The sequence below is a fragment of the Rhizobium subbaraonis genome, from assembly GCF_900220975.1.
Lineage (GTDB): Bacteria > Pseudomonadota > Alphaproteobacteria > Rhizobiales > Rhizobiaceae > Mycoplana > Mycoplana subbaraonis.
In genome coordinates, this window is the sequence record NZ_OBQD01000008.1 from 161,442 (window position 1) to 188,051 (window position 26,610).

24 protein-coding genes and 1 tRNA gene are annotated in these 26,610 nt (G+C 63.1%); 13 read left to right on the forward strand and 12 right to left on the reverse strand.

What is annotated here, in order from left to right:
• Positions 1 to 234 precede the first annotated feature (234 nt).
• From pnp to CRO48_RS13965, 3 genes are all read left to right on the forward strand, one after another.
• Complete coding sequence (pnp, locus tag CRO48_RS13955) at positions 235 to 2,379, forward strand: polyribonucleotide nucleotidyltransferase (protein ID WP_097140269.1); 2,145 nt, start codon at positions 235 to 237, stop codon at positions 2,377 to 2,379.
• Positions 2,380 to 2,475: 96 nt separating this feature from the next.
• On the forward strand, positions 2,476 to 3,492 hold the full coding sequence (locus CRO48_RS13960; protein WP_097140271.1) for a class I SAM-dependent methyltransferase: 1,017 nt from the start codon (positions 2,476 to 2,478) through the stop codon (positions 3,490 to 3,492).
• A 177-nt stretch (positions 3,493 to 3,669) separates the two neighbouring features.
• Positions 3,670 to 4,461 (forward strand): YdcF family protein, encoded by a 792-nt coding sequence (locus CRO48_RS13965; protein ID WP_097140273.1) that lies wholly within the window; start codon positions 3,670 to 3,672, stop codon positions 4,459 to 4,461.
• A 4-nt stretch (positions 4,462 to 4,465) separates the two neighbouring features.
• On the opposite strand, the gene CRO48_RS13970 is transcribed toward CRO48_RS13965, so the two are convergent.
• Positions 4,466 to 4,939: a hypothetical protein gene (locus tag CRO48_RS13970; protein WP_097140275.1), complete on the reverse strand. Its 474-nt coding sequence runs from the start codon at positions 4,937 to 4,939 to the stop codon at positions 4,466 to 4,468.
• 130 nt (positions 4,940 to 5,069) lie between these two features.
• Here CRO48_RS13970 and CRO48_RS13975 point away from each other — a divergent pair, with 130 nt between their 5' ends.
• Positions 5,070 to 5,705: a trimeric intracellular cation channel family protein gene (locus CRO48_RS13975; RefSeq protein WP_097140277.1), complete on the forward strand. Its 636-nt coding sequence runs from the start codon at positions 5,070 to 5,072 to the stop codon at positions 5,703 to 5,705.
• 51 nt (positions 5,706 to 5,756) lie between these two features.
• On the opposite strand, the gene irrA is transcribed toward CRO48_RS13975, so the two are convergent.
• On the reverse strand, positions 5,757 to 6,179 hold the full coding sequence (gene irrA, locus CRO48_RS13980) for an iron response transcriptional regulator IrrA (RefSeq protein ID WP_097140524.1): 423 nt from the start codon (positions 6,177 to 6,179) through the stop codon (positions 5,757 to 5,759).
• A 320-nt stretch (positions 6,180 to 6,499) separates the two neighbouring features.
• On the opposite strand from irrA, the gene fabA reads away from it, so the two are divergent.
• From fabA to fabI, 3 genes are read left to right on the forward strand one after another with little or no spacing between them, the layout of a single operon-like run.
• On the forward strand, positions 6,500 to 7,015 hold the full coding sequence (gene fabA, locus CRO48_RS13985) for a 3-hydroxyacyl-[acyl-carrier-protein] dehydratase FabA (RefSeq protein WP_097140279.1): 516 nt from the start codon (positions 6,500 to 6,502) through the stop codon (positions 7,013 to 7,015).
• Between the two features lie 46 nt (positions 7,016 to 7,061).
• Entirely contained in the window at positions 7,062 to 8,285 is a 1,224-nt protein-coding gene (gene fabB / locus CRO48_RS13990) for a beta-ketoacyl-ACP synthase I (RefSeq protein WP_097140281.1), read from the forward strand.
• Positions 8,286 to 8,292: 7 nt separating this feature from the next.
• Positions 8,293 to 9,099 carry an enoyl-ACP reductase FabI gene (fabI, locus tag CRO48_RS13995; RefSeq protein ID WP_097140283.1) on the forward strand — a complete coding sequence of 269 codons (807 nt, stop codon included), beginning with the start codon at positions 8,293 to 8,295 and terminating at the stop codon, positions 9,097 to 9,099.
• 52 nt (positions 9,100 to 9,151) lie between these two features.
• Here fabI and CRO48_RS14000 read toward each other — a convergent pair whose 3' ends face one another.
• The 3 genes from CRO48_RS14000 to CRO48_RS14010 all read right to left on the reverse strand — a co-directional run bounded on the left by CRO48_RS14000 (position 9,152) and on the right by CRO48_RS14010 (position 10,611).
• Positions 9,152 to 9,373 (reverse strand): hypothetical protein, encoded by a 222-nt coding sequence (locus tag CRO48_RS14000; RefSeq protein WP_097140285.1) that lies wholly within the window; start codon positions 9,371 to 9,373, stop codon positions 9,152 to 9,154.
• Positions 9,374 to 9,480: 107 nt separating this feature from the next.
• Positions 9,481 to 10,017, reverse strand: coding sequence for a GNAT family N-acetyltransferase (locus CRO48_RS14005; RefSeq protein ID WP_097140287.1), 537 nt, complete (start codon positions 10,015 to 10,017; stop codon positions 9,481 to 9,483).
• Positions 10,018 to 10,032: 15 nt separating this feature from the next.
• Positions 10,033 to 10,611: a helix-turn-helix domain-containing protein gene (locus tag CRO48_RS14010; protein WP_097140289.1), complete on the reverse strand. Its 579-nt coding sequence runs from the start codon at positions 10,609 to 10,611 to the stop codon at positions 10,033 to 10,035.
• A gap of 142 nt (positions 10,612 to 10,753) precedes the next feature.
• Between CRO48_RS14010 and CRO48_RS14015 the strand changes: the two genes are divergently transcribed.
• A complete protein-coding gene (locus tag CRO48_RS14015) occupies positions 10,754 to 12,016 on the forward strand; it encodes an MFS transporter (protein WP_097140291.1) in 1,263 nt (420 codons plus the stop codon).
• Between the two features lie 62 nt (positions 12,017 to 12,078).
• Here the strand turns inward: CRO48_RS14015 and CRO48_RS14020 are convergent, their stop codons facing one another.
• Positions 12,079 to 12,480 carry a ketosteroid isomerase-related protein gene (locus tag CRO48_RS14020; RefSeq protein WP_097140293.1) on the reverse strand — a complete coding sequence of 134 codons (402 nt, stop codon included), beginning with the start codon at positions 12,478 to 12,480 and terminating at the stop codon, positions 12,079 to 12,081.
• An 80-nt stretch (positions 12,481 to 12,560) separates the two neighbouring features.
• Between CRO48_RS14020 and CRO48_RS14025 the strand changes: the two genes are divergently transcribed.
• From CRO48_RS14025 to CRO48_RS14035, 3 genes are all read left to right on the forward strand, one after another.
• On the forward strand, positions 12,561 to 13,160 hold the full coding sequence (locus CRO48_RS14025) for a GNAT family N-acetyltransferase (RefSeq protein WP_097140295.1): 600 nt from the start codon (positions 12,561 to 12,563) through the stop codon (positions 13,158 to 13,160).
• 87 nt (positions 13,161 to 13,247) lie between these two features.
• On the forward strand, positions 13,248 to 15,080 hold the full coding sequence (gene lepA / locus CRO48_RS14030; protein ID WP_097140297.1) for a translation elongation factor 4: 1,833 nt from the start codon (positions 13,248 to 13,250) through the stop codon (positions 15,078 to 15,080).
• A 302-nt stretch (positions 15,081 to 15,382) separates the two neighbouring features.
• The gene (locus tag CRO48_RS14035) at positions 15,383 to 16,549 is read left to right on the forward strand and encodes an MFS transporter (RefSeq protein ID WP_245423525.1); all 1,167 of its coding nucleotides are present in this window, start codon (positions 15,383 to 15,385) and stop codon (positions 16,547 to 16,549) included.
• Between the two features lie 105 nt (positions 16,550 to 16,654).
• Here the strand turns inward: CRO48_RS14035 and CRO48_RS14040 are convergent, their stop codons facing one another.
• The 5 genes from CRO48_RS14040 to CRO48_RS14060 all read right to left on the reverse strand — a co-directional run bounded on the left by CRO48_RS14040 (position 16,655) and on the right by CRO48_RS14060 (position 23,794).
• Positions 16,655 to 17,146 (reverse strand): acyl-CoA thioesterase, encoded by a 492-nt coding sequence (locus CRO48_RS14040; RefSeq protein ID WP_097140301.1) that lies wholly within the window; start codon positions 17,144 to 17,146, stop codon positions 16,655 to 16,657.
• Positions 17,147 to 17,475: 329 nt separating this feature from the next.
• A complete protein-coding gene (gene scpA, locus CRO48_RS14045) occupies positions 17,476 to 19,614 on the reverse strand; it encodes a methylmalonyl-CoA mutase (RefSeq protein ID WP_097140303.1) in 2,139 nt (712 codons plus the stop codon).
• 245 nt (positions 19,615 to 19,859) lie between these two features.
• Positions 19,860 to 21,866 (reverse strand): acetyl-CoA carboxylase biotin carboxylase subunit, encoded by a 2,007-nt coding sequence (locus CRO48_RS14050; protein WP_245423526.1) that lies wholly within the window; start codon positions 21,864 to 21,866, stop codon positions 19,860 to 19,862.
• 2 nt (positions 21,867 to 21,868) lie between these two features.
• On the reverse strand, positions 21,869 to 22,246 hold the full coding sequence (locus CRO48_RS14055; protein WP_097140304.1) for a hypothetical protein: 378 nt from the start codon (positions 22,244 to 22,246) through the stop codon (positions 21,869 to 21,871).
• Between the two features lie 15 nt (positions 22,247 to 22,261).
• Positions 22,262 to 23,794 carry an acyl-CoA carboxylase subunit beta gene (locus CRO48_RS14060; protein WP_097140306.1) on the reverse strand — a complete coding sequence of 511 codons (1,533 nt, stop codon included), beginning with the start codon at positions 23,792 to 23,794 and terminating at the stop codon, positions 22,262 to 22,264.
• 132 nt (positions 23,795 to 23,926) lie between these two features.
• Here CRO48_RS14060 and CRO48_RS14065 point away from each other — a divergent pair, with 132 nt between their 5' ends.
• Entirely contained in the window at positions 23,927 to 25,342 is a 1,416-nt protein-coding gene (locus CRO48_RS14065; RefSeq protein WP_097140308.1) for a helix-turn-helix domain-containing protein, read from the forward strand.
• A gap of 113 nt (positions 25,343 to 25,455) precedes the next feature.
• Positions 25,456 to 26,295, forward strand: a complete 840-nt coding sequence (locus tag CRO48_RS14070) for a hypothetical protein (protein WP_097140310.1) — start codon at positions 25,456 to 25,458, stop codon at positions 26,293 to 26,295.
• 155 nt (positions 26,296 to 26,450) lie between these two features.
• On the opposite strand, the gene CRO48_RS14075 is transcribed toward CRO48_RS14070, so the two are convergent.
• A tRNA-Leu gene (locus CRO48_RS14075) sits at positions 26,451 to 26,537 on the reverse strand.
• Positions 26,538 to 26,610: the final 73 nt, after the last annotated feature.

Consider the following 26,610-nt stretch of genomic DNA (forward strand, 5'->3'; position numbering starts at 1 on the left):
CGGATGGGCCGGTCCTGCGGAACCAACCGATGACCTGTCATGGGGCAGGATTGCAGGATGCTTCAGGCGCTCGCCTGTCTCCGGTAGCGCGCGAAGCGCCAGAGCGGGGCGGCGTACACGGTGCCAAAGCGAAGCCTCCCGTTGTCTTGCCCATGATGTGTCATGAATGCGGATAGAGCCACCTGCGCCGGCAAGGCGGCGGTGCGTATCTCCGCAACCACGTAAGGACAAGACATGTTCGATACCCATACGGTTGAAATCGAATGGGCGGGCCGTCCGCTCAAGCTTGAAACCGGCAAGATCGCCCGTCAGGCCGACGGTGCCGTTCTGGCCACCTACGGTGAGACCGTCGTTCTCGCCACCGTTGTTTCGGCCAAGGCGCCGAAGCCCGGCCAGGACTTCTTCCCGCTCACCGTCAACTACCAGGAAAAGACCTACGCGGCCGGCAAGATCCCCGGCGGCTACTTCAAGCGCGAAGGCCGTCCGAGCGAGAACGAGACACTCGTCTCCCGCCTGATCGACCGCCCGATCCGCCCACTCTTCCCGGAAGGCTACAAGAACGACACCCAGGTCGTCGTTACCGTTGTCCAGCATGACCTCGAGAACAATCCGGACGTTCTCTCGATGGTCGCCGCCTCGGCAGCCCTGACGCTCTCCGGCATTCCGTTCATGGGCCCGGTCGGTGGCGCGCGCGTCGGCTACATCAACGGCGAATACGTTCTGAACCCGCATCTCGACGAGATGGACGAATCGGTCCTCGACCTCGTCGTCGCCGGCACCCAGGACGCAGTTCTGATGGTGGAATCCGAAGCCAAGGAACTGAACGAAGAAGTCATGCTCGGCGCCGTCATGTTCGGCCACAAGGGCTTCCAGCCGGTCATCGACGCAATCATCAAGCTCGCTGAAGTGGCTGCCAAGGAGCCGCGCGAATTCGAGCCGGAAGATCATTCGGAACTCGAAGCCGAAATGCTGGGCCTCGCTGAAGCCGAGTTGCGCGCTGCCTACAAGATCACCCAGAAGGCCGACCGCTACGCTGCTGTCGATGCCGTCAAAGCCAAGGTCAAGGCGCACTTCTTCCCCGAAGGCGTCGAGCCGAAGTACTCCGCCGAAGTCATCGGCGCCGTCTTCAAGCACCTGCAGGCCAAGATCGTCCGCTGGAACATCCTCGACACCAAGAGCCGCATCGACGGCCGCGATCTGTCGACGGTTCGTGCGATCGTCTCCGAAGTCGGCATCCTGCCGCGTACCCATGGTTCGGCGCTTTTCACCCGCGGCGAGACCCAGGCGATCGTCGTCGCCACGCTTGGCACCGGCGAGGACGAGCAGTACGTTGACAGCCTGACGGGCATGTACAAGGAACGCTTCCTGCTGCACTACAACTTCCCGCCCTACTCGGTCGGCGAAACGGGCCGCATGGGTTCCCCGGGGCGCCGCGAAATCGGTCATGGCAAGCTCGCATGGCGTGCCATCCGTCCGATGCTGCCGTCGGCCGATCAGTTCCCCTACACGCTGCGCGTCGTTTCCGAGATCACCGAGTCCAACGGCTCGTCCTCGATGGCAACCGTCTGCGGCACCTCGCTGGCGCTGATGGACGCAGGTGTTCCGCTGGCAAAGCCGGTCGCCGGCATCGCCATGGGCCTGATCCTCGAGGGTGACCGCTATGCGGTTCTCTCCGACATCCTCGGCGACGAAGACCACCTCGGCGACATGGATTTCAAGGTCGCCGGCACCGCCGACGGCATCACCTCGCTGCAGATGGACATCAAGATCGCTGGCATCACCGAGGAGATCATGAAGGTCGCGCTTGAGCAGGCGCAGGGTGGCCGCAAGCACATCCTCGGCGAGATGGCCAACGCCATCACCGAAGGCCGCTCTGAACTCGGCGAGTTTGCGCCGCGCATCGAAGTGATGAACATCCCGGTCGACAAGATCCGCGAAGTCATCGGCTCGGGCGGCAAGGTCATCCGCGAGATCGTCGAGAAGACCGGCGCCAAGGTCAACATCGAAGACGACGGCACCATCAAGATCGCTTCCTCCTCGGCCAAGGAGATCGAGGCAGCCCGCAAGTGGATCCACTCGATCGTCGCCGAGCCGGAAGTGGGTCAGGTCTACGAGGGCACGGTTGTCAAGACCGCCGACTTCGGCGCCTTCGTCAACTTCTTCGGCCCGCGCGACGGCCTCGTCCACATCTCGCAGCTCGCTTCCGAGCGCGTTGCGAAGACCTCCGACGTCGTCAAGGAAGGCGACAAGGTCTGGGTCAAGCTGATGGGCTTCGACGAACGCGGCAAGGTTCGCCTCTCCATGAAGGTCGTTGACCAGTCGACCGGCAAGGAAATCGCCGCCGAAAAGAAGAGCGACGGCGGCGAAGCTGCCGAGTAAGATCTTTTCGATTGTTATCGGGGGCGCGGAGCGGAACGTTCCGCGCCCCTTTTCTATGATAGCGCACAGCCCGCACACACTCCGAAAGCCCTCCCGATGAGCCGCGACGCCCTCAAGACCCTGTTCCATCCCTTCTCCGCCGGGATTCTCGATCTGCCTGCTGAAGGCCAGCGGTATCTCTTTCTCGGTGCCGAGGCCGGGCAGCGGCTCCCGGAGGGCTTTTCGGCCGAGATCGACGCCGTGCAGCCGTTGCGACCGCTCTACCGCGCACTCGAAGCCCAGCGTGCAAAAGTGACGCCGACGATCGAAGGCGAGGGGTATGACGGCGCGTTGGTCCTTTGCGGCAAGCACAAAGGTGAAAACGAAAACCGCATCTCCGAAGCCCTGAGGCGCGTTCACGAAGGTGGCCTGATCGTGATTGCCGGCGGCAAGGAAGACGGCATCCAGTCACTGCGCAAGCGGATCGACCGCTTCGGCTTCGGCGGCGACCACGCGCCGAAATACCATGGTGTCGCCTTCTGGTTCCGCCGCCCGGCCGACGTTTCAGAACAGGCCGGCGCGCTTGCCGCCCGCCCCGTCCGCGTCGAAGGCCGCTTCACCGCCGCGCCCGGCATGTTCTCGCACGACAGGATCGACGAAGGCTCGGAGCTCCTTGCCACGCGCATCCCCGAGGACTTCCGCGGTCACGCGGCCGATTTCGGCGCCGGCTGGGGCTATCTCTCGGTGCTGCTCGCAGAGCGCGCGCCCGGCCTGAAGGGCGTGGACCTGTTCGAGGCGGACTATAATGCGCTGGAGGCGGCGAAGGAGAACCTGGCGGAAAACTGCCCGGATGTCCCCACGCGATTCTACTGGCAGGACCTGACAGCCGAGCCGCCGCGCGACCACTACGACCTGATCGTGATGAACCCGCCCTTCCACGAAGGTCATGCGGCCGATCACGGCCTTGGCGCATCCATGATCCGCATGGCGGCAAAATCGCTGAAGGCCGGCGGCCGCCTGATGCTCGTCGCCAACCGCGGCCTTCCCTACGAGCCCGTACTGAAGGAAGCGTTCAAGGATAGCGGCGAGGTTTGCCGCAATGCCCGCTTCAAGGTGCTGTTCGGCCGGAAGTAGGCATTTCCGGTTCCGGCTGGCTTTAGGCGGCCGTGACGCGTCCTGCGGCAAGTGATCAACAGGCTGTGAGATCGCGCCGCCGGAGCGGCTGGAGCCGCCACGAACCTTTCCCTTCTCTGTGTGACGTGATTCCGTCTGCCTCGTGATTCGCAAACTCCGCGCATCGAGGGAGATGGTTTGAGCTATTTCGCATCCAAATTCTTCTGGCTTGCGGCGCAACCGCTTTCGCTGGCCTTTTTCGCTGTCGCCGCCGCTCTGCTGCTTGGCTGGTACGGACGGAGGCGCCTGCAGGCCGCCTCCCTGCTTCTCTGCGCCGGCATTCTCTTCGTCACCCTTTACACCAGCACCGGTACGGTCCTGCTGCAGAACCTGGAAAACCGGTTCGCACGCGCCAGCCTCCCCGAGGGCGGACCGCGCTGCCTCATCGTGCTGGGCGGCAGCTTCGAGGCGGAGGTCATCGCTTCACGCGGCGGCTTTGAGATGAACCAGGCGGGCGATCGCTTTGTCGAGGCGCTCAGGCTGTTGCGGACATATCCGCAGGCGCGCGCACTCGTTTCGGGCGGCGACGGTTCCTTCAGCGGGCGCTACGCGGGTGACGCGGCCGTCTCGGAAACGTTGTTCGCAGCCTTCGGCATCGGGCCGGAGCGGCTCATTCAGGAGGGGACCTCGCGCACCACCTTCGAGAATGTCGAGAACGCCAAGGGGCTGTTTGCCGAGAACGGCCTGCAAAACTGCCTGCTCCTGACCTCAGCCTTCCATATGCCGCGCGCGATCGGCCTGTTCCGCAGATCGGGGCTTGAGGTTTTGCCCTGGCCGACCGACTACCGAACGAGCGGCAACGCCAGCCTGCGTCTCGATTTCACCCAGCCGTCGTCCAACGCGCAGCTGACGACGACGGCGCTGCGTGAGTGGATCGGGCTGCTAGCTTACTTTATAGCCGGACGAACCGAGACGCTTTTCCCGCAGTAGCGCCTCAGCGCTTGGAGATCGTGTCGAACCGCAGTCCGCGTACGCGGCTGGTGATGATGCAGTAGTCGTCGTCGTCACGGCCGCAGGAGGCGGCGTTCGCCTTCATTTCGAAGGTCAGGTTGCCGTAGCGCTTCTTCAGTTCGTAGCCGTAGAGGTCGGCATTGGCGATGAAGACATATCCGCCCTCGGCGACGCCGACATAGAAATTGTGCGGGCAGCCAACGTTTCCGCAGAGCTTGCCATCGACGCCGTCGCAATTCACCGCGCCACGGTTGACGATCACGTCGTCCAGCCCGTCATTATTGAAGTCGACGATATCGGCGAAATGCTCCCCATAGGTTGCGACCTTGCACGTCTGCGCCACTTCGGCCTTCTCCTGTGCGATCGCGTCGTCCACGATTTCGGCCGCGTTCAGCGGCGCGGGGGAGAGCAGGGCGAACGAAAGGACGAAGCTGGAGAGCACCGTGCGGGAAAACATCGTTCAGGGCCTTTCCTTGATGTCGGGATCGGTCAAGATAGGTAGGGACGCGCCGTTGCGGGCGTTGTGAGGGGATCATTGCCCGATCAAGCTTTTGCGAGGCTTGGCTGCGGCTTTCTCGGAGGATGGCGTGACCGTTCTGGAACTGCTCGATTATGCCGGCGTTGCCGTGTTTGCCGCAACCGGTGCCCTTGCGGCGTCGCGCAAGCAGCTGGACGTCATCGGCTTCCTGTTCCTGGCTGCTGCGACCGGCGTCGGCGGCGGCACGTTCCGCGATGTCGTTCTCGGCGCCGTGCCGGTCTTCTGGGTCGTCAAGCCGGCCTACCTGCTCGTCTGCATCGGGGTCGGCCTGGTGGTCTATTTCACCGCCCATCTCTTCGAGTCGCGATACCGCATGCTGCTCTGGCTCGATGCAGTTGGCATGTCCGCCTATAGCGTCATGGGAGCGGCAAAGGGCTTTGCCGCCACGGGGTCGCCGACGGTTGCGGTCACCACGGGCGTCATGACGGCGAGCGTCGGCGGCATTCTGCGCGATCTTCTTGCGGGAGAGCCCTCGGTGTTGTTGCGGCCGGAAATCTATGTCACCGCTGCGCTCAGCGGCGCCTCGGTGTTCACCGCTGCATCGGTAGCGGGAGCTCCGCTGGTCTTAGCGTCTGCTGCCGGCGTACTGGCGGCCTTCGCCGTGCGCGGCGGCGCGTTGCGTTACGGATGGCGGATTCCGGTCTACAAGCCGCGGCCTGGCAGGCACCCCGATGACGTCATGTAGCCGTCAGGGCCGCTATCAATCTTGAGAAGGGAGGAGGGAAACCTCGGTACGTCAACGGCTTTTCTTGTGCCGCAGACGGATGATCACGTCGACATGAGCGATTTCCATGCCTTCGGGCGGCTGTGGCAGGTTGCCGATCTGGATGCTGCTGACGGGAATATCCAGCACCTCGTTCTGGCCTTCGACGAAAAAGTGATGGTGGTCGGAAATGTTGGTGTCGAAGTAGGTGCGCGACCCCTCCACCGCCAGGACGCGGACGAGCCCGGCCTCGGTGAACTGGTGCAGGGTATTGTAGACGGTCGCGAGCGAAACCGGCACGCCGGCCTCGACGGCCTCCTCGTGCAATTCCTCGACCGTCAGGTGCCGGTCGCCCTTGGCGAAGAGCAGATCTGCGAGCGCGATGCGCTGGCGGGTCGGCCGCAGGCCACAGTCGCGCAACCGCGTTTCGATGCTGACTTCTCTTACATGCGCCATGGTCGACGAATCCATTCGTCCGCTCTTGCAGAACAATCTTGACGTTTCGATATAACTTTTGAAAGAGCCGGATTCAATAGTTTTGAATGGGGAGGAAAGACTGCCGCATGCCGAAAACCAATGCTTTGGCGTCGCAGTCGGCACTTAGGACTAGCTGTCGCTCCGGTCATCATGTATGCGGGACGCGAAATTCGCACTGGCGCGCCCTCGCTTGGCGCGCCAGTCGCAGCCGGTGCAGGACCGGGTCATCGCTTCATTTTGGCCCCGTACTGCTCTAAAGCTAAAAGACAAGAACTCTAAGGACCGGGAAGAAACAGTCCATGACGACCAGGCAATCCAGCTATAACTACGAGGAAATCCTGTCCTGCGGACGCGGCGAGCTTTTCGGCCAGGGCAATGCCCAGTTGCCGCTTCCGCCGATGCTGATGGTGCATCGCATCACCGACATTTCCGAGACCGGCGGCGATTTCGACAAGGGCTATATCCGGGCCGAGTACGACGTTCGCCCGGACGACTGGTACTTTCCCTGCCACTTCCAGGGCAACCCGATCATGCCCGGCTGCCTTGGCCTCGACGGCATGTGGCAATTGACCGGCTTCTTCCTCGGCTGGCTGGGCGAACCCGGTCGCGGCATGGCGCTTTCCACCGGCGAGGTAAAGTTCAAGGGCATGGTCCGCCCGCACACGAAGCTGCTGGAATATGGTATTGATTTCAAGCGCGTCATGCGCGGGCGCCTCGTTCTGGGGACCGCCGACGGCTGGCTCAAGGCCGATGGCGAATTGATCTATCAGGCCACCGACCTCCGGGTCGGTCTGTCGAAGGAAAAGGCCGAGTAAGGTCGAAGCGCGCATCGAGCGACAAAGCAAGAAAAGGTCAGAATCTATGAGACGGGTTGTTGTCACAGGTCTTGGGATCGTGTCTTCCATTGGGAACAATGCCGACGAGGTCACGGCGTCGCTTCGCGACGCCAGATCCGGCATCAGCTTCTCCAATGATTTTGCCGAGCATGGCTTCAAGTGCCAGGTCTGGGGTGCGCCGAACATCGATACGTCCGACATGGTCGATCGCCGTGCCATGCGCTTCCTGTCGCAGGGCGGCGCCTGGAACCATGTCGCCATGAAGCAGGCGATCGCCGATTCCGGCCTTGCCGAAAAAGACTATTCCGAAAACGATCGTGCCGGCATCATCATGGGCTCCGGCGGCCCGTCGACGCGCACCATCGTCGAGGCCTCGGACATCACGCTGAAGAACGGCAGCCCGAAGCGCATCGGTCCGTTCGCCGTTCCGAAGGCCATGTCTTCGACCGCCTCCGCCACGCTCGCCACCTGGTTCAAGATCCATGGTGTGAACTATTCGATCTCCTCGGCCTGCTCGACGTCGGCGCACTGCATCGGCAATGCGGCAGAAATGATCCAGTGGGGCAAGCAGGACGTCATGTTCGCAGGCGGCCACGAGGATCTCGACTGGTCCATGTCGAACCTGTTCGATGCCATGGGCGCGATGTCCTCGAAGTACAACGAGACCCCGGCAACGGCCTCGCGCGCCTATGACGTCAACCGCGATGGCTTCGTGATCGCCGGCGGTGCAGGTGTCCTCGTGCTTGAAGAGCTGGAGCATGCCAAGGCGCGTGGCGCCAGGATCTATGCCGAGATCGTCGGCTATGGCGCCACCTCGGATGGCTATGACATGGTGGCCCCGTCCGGCGAAGGCGCTGTCCGCTGCATGCGCCAGGCGCTTGCGACCGTGAAGGGCGATGTCGACTACATCAACACGCACGGCACATCGACGCCGGTCGGCGATTCAAAGGAAATCGGTGCCATCCGCGAGGTCTTTGGCGACAAGATCCCGCACATCCAGTCGACCAAGTCGCTGACGGGCCATTCGTTGGGTGCTGCCGGCGTGCAGGAATCGATCTACAGCCTTCTCATGATGCAGGCCGGCTTTATCGGCGAGAGCGCACATATTGCCGAGCTGGATCCCGAATTCGACGGCGTGCCGATCGTCCGCAAGCGCATCGACGATGCGAAGATCGATATCGCGTTGTCCAACTCGTTCGGCTTCGGCGGCACCAACGCAACGCTCGTGTTCCAGCGCTACAACGGATAAGAGATCGATGACGGGGATCATGAAGGGCAAACGCGGCTTGATCATGGGGGTCGCGAACAATCACTCCATCGCCTGGGGGATTTCGAAGGCGCTGGCCGGCCAGGGTGCGGAACTCTGCTTCACATATCAAGGTGAGGCGCTGGGCAAGCGGGTGAAGCCGCTGGCCGCCGAGCTTGGCTCGGATTTCCTGCTGCCGTGCGACGTCGAGGACATCGCCTCGGTCGATGCGGTCATTGACGCCATCAAGGAGCGCTGGGGCAAGCTCGACTTCATCGTTCACGCAATCGGCTTTTCCGACAAGAACGAGTTGAAGGGCCTCTACGCCGACACGTCGCGCGAAAACTTTACCCGCACGATGGTCATCTCCTGCTTCTCCTTCACCGAGATCGCCCGCCGCGCGGCCGATCTCATGAGCGAAGGCGGCACGATGCTGACGCTGACCTATGGCGGCTCGGTTCGCGTGATGCCGAACTACAACGTCATGGGCGTCGCCAAGGCGGCGCTGGAAGCTTCCGTGCGGTATCTGGCGTCCGACTACGGCCCGCGTGGCATCCGCGTCAACGCGATCTCCGCCGGCCCGATCCGCACGCTTGCGGGTGCCGGCATTTCGGACGCGCGCGCGATGCTGTCCTGGCAGCAGAAGAATTCGCCGCTGCGCCGCACCGTGACGATCGACGACGTCGGCAATTCTGCACTTTACCTGCTGTCCGATCTCTCCGGCGGTGTCACCGGGGAAATCCACTATGTGGACTCGGGCTACAACATCACCTCGATGCCGGCGCTCGAGACCCTGTCGAGGGCAGACAGCGAGTAGGGGTTCGGCTTTTTGTGCACGAAAGGGGAAGTGCCGCCCTGCTGCGGCCTTCTCATCTCAGCACGAGTATCGCCAGCAGAACCGCAATCGAGATTACCGTTCCCAGCAACAGCCAGCGCACGCGACCGTTCATCTGCACCGGGTTTCCCGGGTGGTGGACGAAGGCAATCGGGCTCTCCGACGTTTCGGAATGGCCCTCGCCCTGCTTGACGTCCTTTGCAATCACCTCTGCCACGTCTTCTGTGATTGGCGGTCTTGAAGGTCCGAACACCATCGCGCGCTCTCCTCGAAGGGGATCGGCAGGATGGTGTACCTGATCGGGCCGGATTGCAATCGGGATCTGCAATAGCGGTCATGCGCCACACGCGAGCGACTGCGGCTTCAGGTGGCGGTCGCTACTGGCCCCACCCGCTTGTAGAACAGCGTCGTGCCGCAGAAGCTGCCGTCCGGGTAGAGCGCATAGTCCGGAATGACGCCGACCCATTCCCATCCGAGCTTGCGGTAGACGGTTTCGGCGGGGCTGCCTGTCGCAGTGTCGAGGACGAGCACGCTCTTGCCGCGTTGCGCCGCCTCCTGCTCGGCGCGTTCCATCAGTTGCCGTGCGATGCCGCGGCCGCGCGCCGTCTCCTTGACCAGCAGTTTCTTTATGTCGGCGCGGTGGCCCTGGTTCGGCATCTGCTGGAGGCCGACCTGCACGGTGCCGACGATGACGCCGTCGAGCTCGGCGACGAAGAGCAGGACCGAGCCGTCGGCGACACCTTTGGCAACGCCCTCCCAGAAGGGTAGCGCATCTGCCTTGCCATAGGGCGCCATGAAGCCGACCGACGCGCCGCCCATGACACAGTCTACGAGAACGTCGGCGAGTTGAGTGATCCGGGTCTTCGTCTCGTCGTGGTCGAGTAACCTGATGATGTGCATGGCTTTCGCTTCTCTTCAATTGCGGCCGCGGTCGAGCACGACGGCATAATGTGCCGCCGCATCGCCGGTATTGTGAAAGACGTGCCCCTCGGAGATGCTCATGTAGAGGCAATCGCCAGGCGCCAGTCGGTAGGTGACGTTCGCAACGGTCATCTCCAGCACGCCGGAGAACAACCAGACGTGCTGGCTCATGCCGGCCTTGCCGGTCTCCGGAGGGTAGGTGACCCTCGCATCGGCCGGAAGCTCCACCTCGACCAGGTCGATCCTGGAGGCGGTCTGCGGCGGCGATACGGCGCGGCGCTCGTAGCCCGTCTCCGGGTCGCGCCAGATCGGTTGCTCGGCGCGTCGGGCCAGCGGACCCTTCTCGTCGCGTTCGGAGGCGAAGAAGGTGGATAGCGTGACGTCGAGCGCGGCGCAGAGCCGCGACAGCAGCTGGGCTGTCGGGCTCGCCTCTCCGCGTTCGATCCGTGAAATCATAGCCCGGCTGACGCCGGACCGGTTCGAAAGTTCGTCCAGCGTCAGGCTGCGCCTGCCGCGCAGCGCCTTCAGGCGCTCCGCAATAGCGGTGTCAATTTGGTCCGTCTCAATTTCCATTATAGTAGATATAAGCGGCACTATGATGGAGTCAAGCGTCTCGCGGTTTCAGGAAATATTTCCCTTTGTGCCGCTAAGACGACAACGCGGCCGGCTGGCGACGGCTATGGTGGCGGCTGTCGCGGGGAAGGGGTCTCTACACATGCAGGCGAGCAAGGCAAAGAGCGCGTCGCTCCTGTCGATCATGGCGATCGTCTTCTCGATGTGCGGTGTCGCAATCGGCAACGGCATCATGTTCGCCTACGTACCCTTCGTCCTGTCGAAGACCGGAGACGCCGGCTGGGCGCCCGGAGCAGCCGTGACGGCGATCGCCTTCGGCGGCCTTCTCGGCTGCGTGCTTGCCGGCCCGCTCATCCGGCGGGTGGGTCATGCGCGCGCCTTTTCCTGCTCTCTTGCGCTTGTGATCCTGTCCGCAGTGCTGATCAGCCTTGGCGTGCATCCGATCGTCTGGATCGTTGCGCGCGGGCTGTACGGTACGGCCGGCAACATCAACTTCATCATTGCGCAGAGCTGGCTGAACCACGCCAGTGAAAACAGCTGGCGCGGCAAGGCCATGTCGTTTTTCTACATGGCCTACGTCATTTTCCTGGGGCTCGGCGCGTGGCTGTTCGGGCAGATGCCGGCCGGCGGGAACATCGCCCCCATCGCAACGATCTTCTTCACCGCGGTGGCGCTGCTGCCGATCGGGCTGACCCGCCTTGCCAATCCGCCGCCGCCCGCCAAGGCCAGCCCCGACATAAGGAAGGCATGGCGCAATTCGCCGGTGGCCTTCGTCGGCGTTCTCGCCGCCGGCGGGCTCTCGATGGTCGTGCAGGGTTTCACGCCCATCTATGCCGCTGCCAACGACGTCAGCCAGCAGGACATCGCCGCGCTGATGTTCGGCATGCAGTTCGGGCTGTTCTTCGTGCAGTATCCGCTCGGCATGCTCTCGGATCGGCTAGACAGGCGGATTGTCCTGATCCTCACCTGCCTGCTGATCACGGCGACCGCGGTGGCCGCACTCGGGGTTACATTCTCCAACCTGATCCTGCTGATCGTCGTCTTCGCGATCTGGGCCGGGACGGTGGAGAGCGTCTATTCGATCGCCAATGCCCACGCCAACGATCGCGCCGACCCGGCCGATTTCGTGCCGTTGGCGTCTACGCTTCTGGTCGCATGGTCCGTCTCGGCAACGCTCGTGCCGCTGCTGGTCACGCTGCTGACGCCGGTGCTCGGCGAGCAGACGTTCATCTATGCCGCCATGGCGGTTGCGATCGCCTACGGCGTCTTCGTGCTGGCCCGCCTGCGCAAGCGCGAGACCGTGCCTGTCGAGGAGCGGGAGGGATTCGAGCTGATGAGCGCGCAGGTTCCGAATGCCGGGGCGCTGGTGGAGGGGACACCGCACGCGACAGCCGAGAAGCGATAGCGCAATTCTCCGTGATCAGGCCATCGGCGCCGCATGGGCGGCGCCGTCGGGCTCAAGCAGGTTCAGCCGGTAACCTGGGCGATCCAGTCGTTGAGGCTGTAGTAGTTGGTGACGCGGCTCACCTTGTCGCCCTTCACCTCGAAGAAGGCGCCGGCCGGCAGCTTGTAGGTCTGGCCCTTGGCTTCCGGCAGGCCCTCGTCGGTTGCGAGATAGGCGCCATTGACGATGAATTCGGCTGCGCCCCGGCTGCCGTCCTCGCTGGTCATGATCACCATGTCGGTCAGCTCTTCCTTGTAGCAGCGGTTCATGTGGGCCATGAACGTCGCGAAGGCCGCCTTGCCGATCTGGCGTTCGCCCTGGTTGATGTCGTGCACCACGTTTTCGTCGAGTAGCGCCAGAAAGGCATCCATGTCCTGGCGGTTGAAGGCTTCGTAGTAGGCGCGGATGATCTCGGCGGCTTTCATGATTCTCTCCTTGAACGGGGCATGCTTGCTGAACTGGACGGTCGATGTATAACCAAGCCGGCGTCACGTGGAAATGCTGAATGACCCTTGAAATCAAATCGTTTTCGGGTGCCGAAGCGGCGCCTTATTTTGAAGATCTCGCGCGGCTGAGGATCTCCGTCTTCAGGGATTTTCCCTATCTTTACGACGGCGATCTCGCCTATGAGCGAACATATCTGGCCACATATGCGAAATCCGAGGGATCGGTCTTCGTTCTCGCCTTCGACGGTGACAGCGTGGTGGGGGCTGCGACCGGAACGCCGATGGCGGCGGAGACCGGGGAGGTGCAGGCGCCATTCGTCGCCTCCGGCCGCGATCCCGGCAATTATTTCTATTTCGGCGAAAGCGTCCTGCTGTCGGGATATCGCGGCCGCGGCGTCGGCGTGAAATTCTTCGAAGGCCGCGAGGCGCAGGCGAAAAGGCTGGGGCTGATGCTCTGCACCTTCTGTGCCGTCGAGCGGCCCGCCGACCATCCGCGCCGACCTGCTGACTACGTTCCGCTCAACGGCTTCTGGCAGAAGCGCGGCTATCGCCATCACCCGGAACTGCGCACGACCTTCACCTGGCGCGATCTCGATGAGGCGCAGGAAAGCCCCAAGCCGCTGTCCTTCTGGATCCGCGACCTTCGCCACAATGACTGATGCCCGACCGGCGAAGGCGCAATAGCCTGAAAATACGGCGAACGGCCGGTTAATTTACCGCTTTGCGGGCGCAAGACGCACTGCTATATGGCGGCCATGAGCACCAATTCGTCGACGCCCCTTGACCATATCCGCAACTTCTCGATCGTGGCCCACATCGACCACGGAAAATCGACGCTGGCCGACCGGCTGATCCAGTCGACAGGCGGCCTCGCGGATCGGGAAATGTCCGAGCAGGTGCTCGACAACATGGAGATCGAGCGCGAGCGCGGCATCACCATCAAGGCCCAGACCGTGCGCCTGCACTACAAGGCCAAGGACGGCGAGACCTATGTGCTGAACCTGATCGACACCCCCGGCCACGTCGACTTCGCCTATGAAGTCTCGCGGTCCCTGTCGGCCTGCGAGGGCTCGCTGCTGGTCGTCGACGCCTCTCAGGGCGTGGAGGCGCAGACGCTCGCCAACGTCTATCAGGCGATCGACAACAACCACGAGCTCGTCACCGTCCTCAACAAGATCGACCTGCCGGCGGCCGAGCCCGACCGCATCAAGGACCAGATCGAGGAGGTGATCGGCATCGATGCGTCCGAAGCCGTGCTGATCTCCGCCAAGACCGGCCTCGGCATCCCCGACGTGCTCGAGGCGATCGTCCACAAGCTGCCGGCGCCCAAGAGCGAGGGTGGCGAAAAGGCGCCGCTGAAGGCGCTCCTGGTCGACAGCTGGTACGATACCTATCTCGGCGTCATGGTGCTGGTGCGCATCATCGAGGGCCGCCTTTCGAAGGGCCAGACGGTCCGCATGATGGGCACGGACGCAAAATACACGGTCGAGCGCGTTGGCGTTCTGACGCCGAAGATGGTGGCTATGGATAGCCTCGGCCCGGGCGAGATCGGCTTCATCACGGCGTCCATCAAGGAAGTGGCCGATACCCGCGTCGGCGATACCATCACCGAGGACAAGCGCCCGACGGCAAAGGCCTTGCCGGGCTTCAAGCCGGCCCAGCCGGTGGTCTTCTGCGGCCTTTTCCCGGTCGATGCGGCCGATTTCGAGGACCTGCGCTCGGCGATGGGCAAGCTGCGCCTCAACGACGCCTCGTTCTCCTTCGAAATGGAAAGCTCGGCAGCGCTCGGCTTCGGCTTCCGCTGCGGCTTCCTCGGCCTTCTGCATCTGGAGATCATCCAGGAACGGCTGGAGCGCGAATTCGATCTCGACCTGATCGCGACGGCGCCCTCGGTCGTCTACAAGCTGTTCATGACCGACGGCTCGGAGCGCGAGCTGCACAATCCGGCCGACATGCCGGACGTCGTCAAGATTTCCGAGATCCACGAGCCGTGGATCCGCGCGACGATCCTGACGCCCGACGATTATCTCGGTGGCATCCTGAAGCTGTGCCAGGATCGCCGCGGCATCCAGATCGAGCTGACCTATGTCGGCACGCGCGCGATGATCACGTACGATCTGCCGCTCAACGAGGTGGTCTTCGACTTCTACGACCGGCTGAAGTCGATCTCCAAGGGCTATGCTTCCTTCGACTACCAGATCACCGACCACAAGGAAGGCAATCTGGTAAAGATGTCGATCCTCGTGAACGGCGAACCCGTCGATGCGTTGTCGATGATGGTGCACCGCATGGCGGCGGAAAAGCGCGGCCGCGAGATGTGCGAGAAGCTGAAGGAATTGATTCCGAAGCACATGTTCAAGATCCCGATCCAGGCCGCGATCGGCGGCAACGTGATTGCCCGCGAAACGATTTCCGCCCTGCGCAAGGATGTGACCGCCAAGTGCTACGGCGGCGACGCGACCCGCAAGCGCAAGCTGCTCGAAAAGCAGAAGGCCGGCAAGAAGCGCATGCGCCAGTTCGGCAAGGTGGAGATCCCGCAGGAAGCCTTCATCGCTGCGCTGAAGATGGGCGACGAGTGAGCGAAGTCCTGAGCTGTAGGTCTCCTGCCGCCAAGGCCGCGTCGTTCTGTGCCTCGATGCAGGACCGATAGGCGAGGGGCCGTCGGATCGCCGGGTATCGGCGATCTGTGGGGCAGGGATAAGAGCGCCTGCCTGCGTGCCCCGAAGGGCTCAACGCCGCTGCCATCGTCTGGTTCCGGCTTCCAGCCGCTCTCGACCCGTTGCGGTTGTGGGCATGTCGTGTAGCGTCCGTATCCTGTTTGTTCAAACGGTCCATACCAGTCTTGATCGGTACTCGAGAACGCCTCGTCCTATATGCTCTTTTGACGTCACTGACCTCGCTCAGTATTGACGCGCTGCTGCCGGGGCTGCGGGACATCGGTGCGGAAGTCACGGCTGCCCCACCGCTTTCCACGCAGCACATCATAACCCTCTTCATCTTCGGCATGGCATTCGGCGAATTGCTCATGGGCCCCTTGTCCGATGCAGTTGGACGAAAAAGGGCTCTGCTGCTGGGCCTGGCGATCTACGTCGCAGGCACGATCATTGCCGGTCTGGCCGGAGGGCTGGAGACAGTCGTTCTCGGCCGGTTCCTTCAGGGCGTGGGCGTGGCCGGCCCGAAGATTGCGACACGTGCCATGATACGTGACCAGTTCGAAGGAGATGCCATGGCTCGCATCATGTCCTTCATGTTCACCCTCTTCATTCTGGTGCCCATGCTCGCTCCGAGCCTGGCTCAAGGGCTCATCTTCCTTGGGGGGTGGCGCAGTGTTTTTGCGGCCTATCTCGCAATCGCAGGACTTCTTGGCCTCTGGCTGGTGGTTCGGCAGCCGGAAACCTTGCCTGTCGCAAGACGCATTCCCTTTCGACCTGCACTCCTGTTCCTCAATGGCTGCCGCATCCTCTCCAATCGCCGCGTAACCCTCCTGATCGTGGCGACCGGATTGGTTTTCGGTGCGCAGCTCCTTTATCTCAGTACGGCGGCCGATCTCTTCTTTGATGCATACGGCGTCAGGGAAACATTTCCCTTCTATTTCGCGCTGCTGGCTACGGGTATGGGGCTTGCGTCTTTCTTGAATGCCAGGCTCGTTCAACGCTTCGGCATGGAGGCAATGGCGCGTGCAGCCTTCACGGGGTTGGCATCCATCGCCCTTCTGATGATGCTGACATCCCTCTGCTATGGTGACCGCCTGCCATTCGCAGTGTTGATGACGTTCCTGTATGCGGTTTTCTTTGCCATCGGTGTGCTCTTCGGCAATTTGAATGCCATGGCCATGCAATCGCTGGGGGAGGTTGCCGGTTTTGGCGCTTCCTTGATCGCGTCAGTATCCAGCTTTGTCGCAACGCTGTTCGCCGTCGGTCTGGGCGCGCTCTATGACGGAACGGCGGTGAACCTCTCGATGGGCTTTCTCGTTGCGGGCTTCGTTTCGCTTGTTCTGGCGGAAGTGGCGCTCCGAAGCGATGCGTCGCCGGTAAGCGCTGCTCGATAGTCCGGCATTCAAGGTGACGGTCAGGGGTGCCGACAGCTGCCGATGCATGCGGTTGGCGCAACGCGGCCTTCCATTTCCTTGTTTAGATCCAGTGCCACGCCTGCCTTACTCCGTCCCCTCCCTCATCTCCTTGTGCCGCGCCTCGAACTCATGCCGCAGTGTCCGGCGTCCTTCGGCGGCCTTCGCGCGGCGCTTTTTGGTCTCCGTGTCGAGGACGAGCGCCGGCACGGCGGTCGGCTTGCCGTCGGCGTCGACGGCGACCATCGTGAAATAGCAGGAATTGGTATGCCGGCGCTCGCCGGTACGGATGTTCTCCGCCTCGACCCTTATGCCGATCTCCATGGAGGTCCGGCCGGCAAAGTTGACCGAGGCGCTGAAGGTGACGAGTTCGCCGACATGGATCGGCTGGCGGAAGACCACCTGGTCGACCGAGAGCGTCACCGCATATTGCTGCGAGAAGCGCGAGGCGCAGGAATAGGCAACCCGGTCGAGCAGGTTCAACAGCGCCCCGCCATGCACCTTGCCGGAGAAATTCGCCATGTCTGGCGTCATCAGCACCACCATTTCGAGCTGGCTTGGGTCGTGGGCGCGGTCCATGCGCGGTCCTTTCAGAAACGGGGTACGACAGCCGATCCGCGGACCGGGCGACCAAGCCTACAGTCCGCCCGCTGCAAGGAGAAGCGTGGGACCTGTCCATCCCCTGCGATTCGTTGGCAGCGATCGCCGGCGTAGACGCCCGATGCCCTCGCGCGGGACCGATTGACGCCATCCTCCCACTACCTCACAGGTCGCCGGTCGGGCGGCGCTGCTGCCGGCTCGCCCGTGCGACGCAGTTGATTATCCGGCTAATAAATTCGCTGGAACGTTCGACTCCTTCTCCGACGCGCCGTCGAGGTAATCTCCTTCCGAACGACGCGTCCGGCGCCTCAGACGTTGCGTCGCCGCCCTTCCAGAAGGTCCAGCACGGAGTTTGCCGCCTCGATGACGTTCGTTCCCGGGCCGAATACCGCAGCCACGCCGTGGTCATGCAAATACTGGTAGTCCTGCCGCGGAATGACGCCGCCGCAGACGACGATCACCTCGCCGCCGCCTTTCTTCTTCAGGTCCTCCACCAGTTGAGGCAGCAGCGTCTTGTGGCCTGCAGCCAGTGAGGAGACACCGACGACATTGACGCGCTCCGCCAGCGCCAAGTCGGCTGCCTCTTCCGGCGTCTGGAACAGCGGGCCCGCAAGCACGTCGAAGCCGATGTCGCCGAAAGCCGATGCGATCACCTTGGCGCCGCGATCGTGCCCGTCCTGGCCGAGTTTGGCGACCATGATCTTCGGCTTGCGGCCGAGCTTGCTCTCGACGCCGGACATGCGCGACTTGAGAACCTCCAGTTCCGGCTCGTCACGATAGGCTTCGCCGTAGACGTCCTTGATGACCTCAGGCGTCGCCGCATGGTCGCCGAAGGCCTGGCGCATGGCATCCGAAATCTCGCCGACGGTCGCCCGTTCGCGCGCGGCCTCGACAGCGGCCGCCAGCAGGTTGCCCTTGCCGGAGCTAGCCGCCTCGGCGAGCCGGTCGAGCGCCGCCTTGACCTTGGCGCTGTCGCGCCGTCGCTTCGTCTCCTCGATGCGCCGGATCTGGGCAGCGCGCACCGCGCTGTTGTCGATCTCAAGGATGTCGATCGGCTGCTCGTTCTCGAGCCGATATTTGTTGACCCCGACGATGACTTCTTCGCCCTTGTCGACCGCTGCCTGCCGCCGCGCTGCCGCTTCCTCGATCAGTCGCTTCGGCAGGCCATCGTTCACTGCCTTCGTCATGCCACCAAGCGCCTCGACCTCGCTGATCAGCGCCCAGGCCTTCTCCGCCAGTTCGTTCGTCAAGCTCTCGACGTAGTAGGACCCGGCAAGGGGATCGACGACCTTGGTGACGCCAGTCTCGTGCTGCAGGATCAGCTGTGTGTTGCGGGCGATGCGGGCGGAAAACTCCGTCGGCAGCGCGATCGCCTCGTCGAAGGAATTGGTGTGCAGCGATTGCGTGCCGCCAAGAGCGGCCGACATCGCCTCGAAGGCGGTACGGACGATATTGTTGTAGGGGTCCTGCTCGGCCAGCGACACGCCGGAGGTCTGGCAGTGGGTGCGCAGCATCAGCGAGGAGGCCTTCTTCGGCTGGAACTCCTCCATGATGCGGGTCCAGAGAAGCCGGGCGGCGCGCAGCTTCGCCGCCTCCATGAAGAAATTCATGCCGATAGCGAAGAAAAACGACAGCCGACCGGCGAAGTCGTCGACGTCGAGCCCCTTGGCGAGTGCGGCGCGCGCATATTCGCGCCCGTCCGCCAGCGTGAAGGCCAGTTCCTGCACCAGCGTCGCGCCCGCCTCCTGCATGTGGTAGCCGGAGATGGAAATGGAGTTGAACTTCGGCATCTCCGTCGCCGTGTACGCGATGATGTCGGCGACGATCCGCATGGAGGGCTCGGGCGGATAGATATAGGTGTTGCGGACCATGAACTCCTTGAGGATGTCGTTCTGTATGGTCCCGGAAAGGGCGGCGCGGGAAACACCCTGTTCCTCCGCCGCCACGATGAAGTTCGCAAGGATCGGGATGACCGCGCCGTTCATCGTCATCGAAACGGACATCTGGTCGAGCGGAATACCGTCGAACAGGATCTTCATGTCCTCGACCGAATCGATCGCAACGCCTGCCTTGCCGACGTCGCCTTCCACGCGCGGATGGTCGCTGTCATAGCCACGGTGGGTGGCAAGGTCGAAGGCGACCGAAAGCCCCTTCTGTCCGGCGGCGAGGTTCCTTCGATAGAAGGCGTTGGACTCCTCCGCCGTCGAGAAGCCGGCATACTGGCGGATCGTCCAGGGACGGCCGGCATACATCGTTGCCCGCGGTCCGCGCACGAACGGTGCGATGCCGGGCAGCGAAGCGAGATGACTTATGCCCTGAAGATCGTCCGCCGTGTAGAGCGGCTTGACGTCGATGCCCTCGGGCGTGTGCCAGGTCAGCGCATCGGCCGAAGCCTTCAGTTCGCGCTCGGCCAACGCCTGCCAGTCCTTGATTGTCTTCTCGGCCATCGTTCCACTCCGATTCCAATCTCTCTGCAGCTGCGCCTCTGCCGGTGTCAGCCCCTCATTCCCCTCGGGACCTTCTCCCCGCAAGCGGGACGAAGGCGGCCTGCGGTATCGGCAACGCCCCTCCCTCTGCCGTCGGAGGCCATCCGCGTCCCCTCTCCGCGCTTGCAGGGGACTAGGGTGAGGGGCAAGTCCGGCGTGCGAAAGGTCATCCTGCCCGGGCGCCCCCAGGCCGCCATTCTACGCGCTTATTCGAACTCCATGATGACCTCGTCGACGGCCAGGCTTGCGCCGACGGAGACCGGCACGCGTTTGACCACCGCTTTTCGCTCGGCACGCAGGATGTTTTCCATCTTCATCGCCTCGATCGTGGCGAGCGCCTGCCCCGCCTCCACCGTGTCGCCTTCGGCGACCGCGACCGCGGTGATCAGACCCGGCATGGGGCAGAGAAGCATCTTGGATGTATCGGGCGGCAGCTTCACCGGCATCAACCTGGCCAGTTCCGCCACGCGCGGTTCGCGCACCCGGGCGATCACATCGATGCCGCGCCAGCGCAGCCGCAGCGAATATCCGATCTTGTCGACTTTCACGCCCATCGGCATTTCGTCGATGAAGAAGGTCGCATGCGTCTGTCCCGGCAGCCAGTCGCTGCGGATCGAGGCTGTCCCGCCGTCCGCAAATGTGACGCGGGACGCATCGCCCTCCTGGGCGAACGTGACGGCAATAGCCTCGCTGCCAAGCGCCACCGACCATTCCCTGCCGACGACGCGGCGATGGTTGCCGATCGTGCCGGAAATCTTCGTCGCCCGCCTCTGCAGGCGGTCGTTGATCAGGGTCGCGACCGCTGCGAGCTTGCGTCGCGCATCTGCATCGGGCGAGACGCCCTGGAAGCCGTCCGGAAACTCCTCGGCGATGAAGGCGGTCGTCAGGTGGCCCTCGCGAAACCGGGCATTCTGCATAACCGCCGACAGGAAGGGCAGGTTGTGACCGATGCCCTCGACCTCGAAATCATCAAGGGCTTGGCCCATGGCCTCGATTGCGGCCTGCCGGTCCGGCCCCCAGCTGCACAGCTTGGCGACCATCGGGTCGTAGTACATCGATATCTCGCCGCCCTCATAGACGCCGGTATCGTTGCGTATGATCGCGCCGTCCTCCTGCACGCCTTCTGCCGGCGGGCGGTAACGCGTGAGCCGGCCGATCGAAGGCAGGAAGTTGCGATAGGGGTCCTCGGCATAGAGCCGGCTCTCGATCGCCCAGCCGTTCAGCTTGACTTCCTCCTGGCCGAAGGAAAGCCTCTCGCCGGCGGCGACGCGGATCATCTGCTCTACGAGGTCGATGCCGGTGATCAGTTCGGTGACGGGATGCTCCACCTGCAGCCGCGTGTTCATCTCCAGGAAATAGAAGTTGCGGTTCCCGTCGACGATGAATTCGACCGTGCCCGCCGAATGGTAGCCGACGGCTTTGGCCAGCGCGACCGCCTGTTCGCCCATCGCCTTTCGGGTGGCTTCGTCGAGGAAGGGCGAGGGCGCCTCCTCGATGACCTTCTGGTTCCGTCGCTGGATGGAGCACTCGCGCTCGCCGAGATAGAGCGTGTTGCCGTGCCGGTCGCCCAGTACCTGGATTTCGATGTGGCGCGGCTGGGTGACGAATTTCTCGATGAAGATGCGGTCGTCGCCGAAGGAGCTCTTCGCCTCGTTCTTCGACGACTGGAAGCCTTCGCGTGCCTCGGTGTCGTTCCAGGCGATTCGCATGCCCTTGCCGCCACCGCCGGCGGACGCCTTGATCATCACGGGATAACCGATTTTGGCGGCGATCCGCACCGCTTCCTCGGCATCCTCGATCAGGCCCATATGGCCGGGTACGGTGGAGACGCCGGCCTCGGCTGCGATCTTTTTGGACGTGATCTTGTCGCCCATCGCCTCGATGGCGCGCAGCGGCGGGCCGATGAAGGCGACGCCCACTTTCTCCAGCGCGGCGGCAAAGGCGGCGTTTTCCGACAGGAAGCCGTAGCCGGGGTGAACCGCGTCGGCGCCGGTCTGCCGGATTGCGTCGAGAATCCGGTCGATGACGATATAGGACTGGTTCGACGGTGCCGGACCGATATGCACCGCCTCGTCGGCCATCTGCACATGCAACGCCTCGCGGTCGGCGTCCGAATAGACGGCGACGGTGGCAATGCCCATCTTGCGGGCGGTCTTGATGACGCGGCAGGCGATCTCGCCACGATTGGCAATGAGGATTTTCGTGATCGCCAAGGCTAGATCTCCATCACGTCTTCAAATGATTCGGGGAAGGAGGCGCGGGCCGCCTTCTCGTCGATTATCAGCAATGCTTCATACGAGGTGGGGTCGAACTCCTTCTCCGCCGCCACAACCTCACGGCCGAAGAGCAGGTTCAGCCGGGCGGCATCGAGATTGCCGCGTTCGAACGGTTCCGGTCCGAACTGATGCCAGAGCGCATGGAGGAAGGCCGCGTCTATCTTGTGCTCGGCCGAGCCCGGTCGGGCACGACGGGGCAGGGCCTTGATCGGCGTCACGCCTTTCGGGTTGGCCCGGCGGATGGTGAACTGGACGCCCGTGCCCGGCATGCCGGACGGGAAGCCACGATGTTTTGTCATGTCGGGAAGCTTGGCCATGATCCTGGTCTTCCCTCACAACGGAATGGTGTCGTGCTTGCGCCAGCGCGCATCCACCTGCTTGTTGCGCAGGGAGGCGAAGGCACGGGCAATGCGCTTGCGCGAGGAATGCGGCATGATCACCTCGTCGATGAAGCCGCGCTCGGCGGCGACGAAGGGGTTGGCGAACCTTTCCTCATACTCGGCCGTCCGTGCGGCGATCTTGTCTGGATCGCCCAGTTCAGAGCGGTAGAGGATCTCCGTCGCGCCCTTGGCGCCCATCACCGCGATCTCGGCGGTCGGCCAGGCATAGTTGACGTCTGCGCCGATATGCTTGGACGCCATCACGTCGTAGGCGCCGCCATAGGCTTTACGGGTGATCAGCGTCACCATCGGCACCGTCGCCTGGCTGTAGGCGAACAGAAGCTTGGCGCCGTGCTTGATCACCCCGCCATATTCCTGCGCAACCCCCGGCAGGAAGCCCGGCACGTCGACCAGCGTCAGGAGCGGAATGTTGAAGGCATCGCAGAAGCGCACGAACTTTGCCGCTTTCCGCGACGAGTCGATGTCGAGGCAGCCGGCGAGCACCATCGGCTGGTTGGCGACGACGCCGACCGTCTGGCCCTCAAGCCGGATGTAGCCGGTGATGATGTTCTTTGCAAAATTCTCCTGCAGCTCGAAGAAGTCGCCTTCGTCGGCAATCGCCAGGATCAGTTCCTTCATGTCGTAGGGCTTGTTGGAGCTGTCCGGGATGAGCGTGTCGAGCCGTGCCTCCAGCCGCGCCGGATCGTCGTGAAACGGGCGCACCGGGGGCTTCTCGCGGTTGTTCAGCGGCAGGAAGTCGAACAGCAGCCGCACATGCTCCAGCGTCTCGATGTCGTTCTCGTAGGCCCCGTCGGCGACGGAGGATTTTTTCGTGTGCGTCCCGGCCCCGCCCAGTTCCTCGGCAGTGACGATCTCGTTGGTCACCGTCTTCACCACGTCCGGCCCGGTGACGAACATGTAGGATGAATCCCGCACCATGAAGATGAAGTCGGTCATGGCAGGCGAATAGACCGCCCCGCCCGCACATGGGCCCATGATCACGGAGATCTGCGGGATGACGCCGGAGGCCTCGGCGTTGCGGCGAAACACCTCGGCATAGCCGGCAAGCGAGGCGACGCCTTCCTGGATGCGGGCGCCGCCCGAATCGTTCAGCCCGATCACCGGGGCGCCGTTGCGCACCGCCATGTCCATGATCTTGCAGATCTTCTGCGCATGGGTTTCCGACAGCGATCCGCCCAGCACGGTGAAGTCCTGGCTGAAGACGTAGACCTGTCGCCCGTTGATCGTGCCCCAGCCGGTGACGACGCCGTCGCCGGCGATCTTCTGGCCGGCCATGCCGAAGTCGACCGCCCGGTGGGTGACGTACATGTCGTATTCTTCGAACGAGCCCGCATCGAGCAGCACCTCAAGCCGCTCGCGTGCCGTCAGCTTGCCCTTGCCGTGCTGGGCGTCGATCCGCTTCTGCCCCCCGCCGAGATAGGCCTCGTCGCGTCGAGCCTGCAACTGCTCCAGTATCGGGCGCATTCTCACTCCCTGTGAATTCGGTTTGTGCGCCCATTATGCCGATATTGGCTTGCGGAAAACAATTGAACGGGTGCGAAAGCGGAAATATAAAATAGCAAACTTGAAAATGCGAATTTGCAAAATCGGTGAGTCATGGCGATCGGCAAACTCTTCATCGGCCGCAAGGTCCGCGATCTCAGGCAGGCGAGCGGCATCACACAGAGCCAGTTCGCCGAGCGTATCGGTATCTCCACCAGCTACCTGAACCAGATCGAGAACAACCAGCGCCCGGTATCCGCAGCGGTGCTTCTGGCGCTCGCCGACAAGTTCCGCCTCGACATCGCCGAGCTGTCGGTGGGGGAGAACGACCGGCTGCTGTCTGCGCTGTCGGAGGCGCTGACCGACCCGCTGTTTGCGACCTACTCGCCGAGCCTGCAGGAGCTGAAGCTCGTCACCCAGAACGCACCAGGGCTGGCGCATGCGCTCATCGCCTGTCATCAGGCCTACCGTCGCAACAGCGAAAGGCTCGCAAGCTTCGACGCCACGCTTGGCCGGGCCGGCGGGCCTGCCGAAATGACGCCCTATGAGGAAGTGCGCGACTTCTTCCATTTCGTCGACAACTACATCCACGAGCTGGACGCCTTCGCCGAACGGCTTGCGATGGACCTCGGCATCGGCCGCGGCGACAACCAGGCTGTCCTGACCGAGCATCTGGCACGGAGGTTCGCGGTGCGTGTCGCCCGTGGGGCGGCCGGTGACGACGCCATCCGGCGCTACGATCCGCAAGCCCGCGTCCTGACGGTCAATCCCTACGCCGCCGCCTCGACGCGCGATTTCCAGCTGGCGCTGCAGATCGCCCAGCTTCAGGCTGCCAGCGAGATCGACGCGGTGGCGCAGGCGGCGGGGTTCCGCTCGGAGGAGGCGCTGGAAATCTGCCGCATGGGGCTGGAAAACTATGTCGCGGGCGCCCTGCTTTTGCCCTACGGCACGTTCCTGCAGGCTGCACAGGATCTGCGCCACGACCTGGAACTGCTTGCCGCCCGCTTCGGCGCCTCGATCGAGCAGGTCTGCCATCGCCTCAGCACGCTGCAGCGCCCGGGCCTGAAGGGTGTGCCGATCTTCTTTGCCCGCATCGACCGCGCCGGCAACATCACCAAGCGCCACAGCGCAGCTAAGTTTCAGTTCGCCCGCTTCGGTGCCGCCTGTCCGCTCTGGAATGCCCATGAAGCCTTCGAGCGTCCCGGCCGCATCCTGCGCCAGCTGGCGGAGACGCCCGACGGCGTTCGTTATCTCTGTCTTGCCACCCACACCTCCAAGGGCAGCGGCGGCTTCCGTGCCGCGCGCCCCGAATATGCGCTGGCGCTCGGCTGCGAGATCTCCTACGCGCCTGCGTTCGTCTACGCCGATGATCTCGACATGGAGAATTCGGGGGCCTTTGCCCCCATCGGCATCTCCTGCCGCATCTGCGAGCGCGCCGACTGCGCCAGCCGCGCCGTCCCGCCCTTCAAGCGCCGGCTGCACGTGGACCACAACGTGCGCCGGATCGTGCCTTACGGTTTGGGGGTATGAGCGCGTCGAAGCCGTCGGCCTGGGCGACGCATGATTGACGCGAATGGCCGTTGTGATATTGGCGCTACGACGAGTATCGCACCGCTGCGAAGACGCGCTGGAGAAACAGAATCATGCGATGGGGCTTGCCCAAAAAGGTCGAGAAAGAGGCGAAAAGCCAACGGGTCGTGATCCCGACGCACGATAGCATCGATGATCTCCTGCAGGCAGGCTTCGGCTCATGCGGTCACTATTTCTTCCATGACAACGAACAGAAGAAATACATCCTGGTTTTCTTCAACGGCGCGATGAACCGCCAGTATCACTCGGAAACGCCGCTGTTCAACCGTTGGTCGTGGGGCAGCCGGTGCAAGTTTCCCGTCGTCTGTGTCAGCGATCCTGCGGTCGCGCCTTCAACAGGCCTGCATATCGACTGGTATCTCGGTCGCCGGGATGAGTGGACCTTGGAGAGGGTCTGGGCACAGCTTCACCACATCAGGTCAGTGATCGCTCCCGAGGCGAAGTTCATCGTCATGGGCTCGTCTGGCGGCGGCTTCGCCGCCCTGCAATCTACGATGATGGGCCACGCCAAGGAATGCTACTGCATCAATCCCCAGATCGAGTTGTGGCGCTTTCAGAACCAGTCCCGTTACTTTGCCTCGCTCCGCAAATACAATGGTGACGATTCCGGCCAGATCCCGCCGGAGGATTTGCATCGTTTTTCCGTGATCGAGGCAGGCAAGAGCCGTGCCCATCGCGGGTCGGCCATCTTTTACGCGCAGAACAGCGCGGACGTTCCCCATGTCCGCGACCATTTCCTGCCGTTCATGACCGAGTTTTCCGCCACGTCTCACAACCGCACCAGCAAGATTCACCACATCTCCTTCCGGGATGCTGCTCTGAAGCACCTGCCGCCAAGCTATGAGCAGACGCTGAAGATATTCGGCCAGCCGTTTAAGCGGTTGATGAAATAGCCCGGCAACCTGTTTCGACCGGCGTCTTGTCCGGAGGGGCGTTTCGGGCCGGCGCCGGTTGTCGTTGCGCGGAAGCGTAAAGCATTGCCCTAAAAAGAAAAACCCCGGATGACCGGGGTTTCTTTAAGACGTCTTGAAACGTCTTCACAATGGAATGGTGCCCAGAAGAGGACTCGAACCTCCACACCCTTTCGAGTACCAGCACCTGAAGCTGGCGCGTCTACCAATTCCGCCATCTGGGCGACGGACGCGGATGTACGGGGAGCCGCCGTCGGTGTCAACTGGCTTTTTGAAGTTTTTGCAACGACATGCGAT

Coding starts and splice junctions, on each gene's coding strand:
- pnp (WP_097140269.1), top strand. CDS start 235: ATGTTCGATACCCATACGGTTGAAATCGAATGGGCGGGCCGTCCGCTC.
- CRO48_RS13960 (WP_097140271.1), top strand. CDS start 2,476: ATGAGCCGCGACGCCCTCAAGACCCTGTTCCATCCCTTCTCCGCCGGG.
- CRO48_RS13970 (WP_097140275.1), bottom strand. CDS start 4,939: ATGTTTTCCCGCACGGTGCTCTCCAGCTTCGTCCTTTCGTTCGCCCTG.
- irrA (WP_097140524.1), bottom strand. CDS start 6,179: ATGGCGCATGTAAGAGAAGTCAGCATCGAAACGCGGTTGCGCGACTGT.
- fabA (WP_097140279.1), top strand. CDS start 6,500: ATGACGACCAGGCAATCCAGCTATAACTACGAGGAAATCCTGTCCTGC.
- fabB (WP_097140281.1), top strand. CDS start 7,062: ATGAGACGGGTTGTTGTCACAGGTCTTGGGATCGTGTCTTCCATTGGG.
- fabI (WP_097140283.1), top strand. CDS start 8,293: ATGACGGGGATCATGAAGGGCAAACGCGGCTTGATCATGGGGGTCGCG.
- CRO48_RS14000 (WP_097140285.1), bottom strand. CDS start 9,373: ATGGTGTTCGGACCTTCAAGACCGCCAATCACAGAAGACGTGGCAGAG.
- CRO48_RS14005 (WP_097140287.1), bottom strand. CDS start 10,017: ATGCACATCATCAGGTTACTCGACCACGACGAGACGAAGACCCGGATC.
- CRO48_RS14010 (WP_097140289.1), bottom strand. CDS start 10,611: ATGGAAATTGAGACGGACCAAATTGACACCGCTATTGCGGAGCGCCTG.
- CRO48_RS14015 (WP_097140291.1), top strand. CDS start 10,754: ATGCAGGCGAGCAAGGCAAAGAGCGCGTCGCTCCTGTCGATCATGGCG.
- CRO48_RS14020 (WP_097140293.1), bottom strand. CDS start 12,480: ATGAAAGCCGCCGAGATCATCCGCGCCTACTACGAAGCCTTCAACCGC.
- CRO48_RS14025 (WP_097140295.1), top strand. CDS start 12,561: ATGACCCTTGAAATCAAATCGTTTTCGGGTGCCGAAGCGGCGCCTTAT.
- lepA (WP_097140297.1), top strand. CDS start 13,248: ATGGCGGCCATGAGCACCAATTCGTCGACGCCCCTTGACCATATCCGC.
- CRO48_RS14040 (WP_097140301.1), bottom strand. CDS start 17,146: ATGGACCGCGCCCACGACCCAAGCCAGCTCGAAATGGTGGTGCTGATG.
- scpA (WP_097140303.1), bottom strand. CDS start 19,614: ATGGCCGAGAAGACAATCAAGGACTGGCAGGCGTTGGCCGAGCGCGAA.
- CRO48_RS14055 (WP_097140304.1), bottom strand. CDS start 22,246: ATGGCCAAGCTTCCCGACATGACAAAACATCGTGGCTTCCCGTCCGGC.
- CRO48_RS14060 (WP_097140306.1), bottom strand. CDS start 23,794: ATGCGCCCGATACTGGAGCAGTTGCAGGCTCGACGCGACGAGGCCTAT.
- CRO48_RS14065 (WP_097140308.1), top strand. CDS start 23,927: ATGGCGATCGGCAAACTCTTCATCGGCCGCAAGGTCCGCGATCTCAGG.
- CRO48_RS14070 (WP_097140310.1), top strand. CDS start 25,456: ATGCGATGGGGCTTGCCCAAAAAGGTCGAGAAAGAGGCGAAAAGCCAA.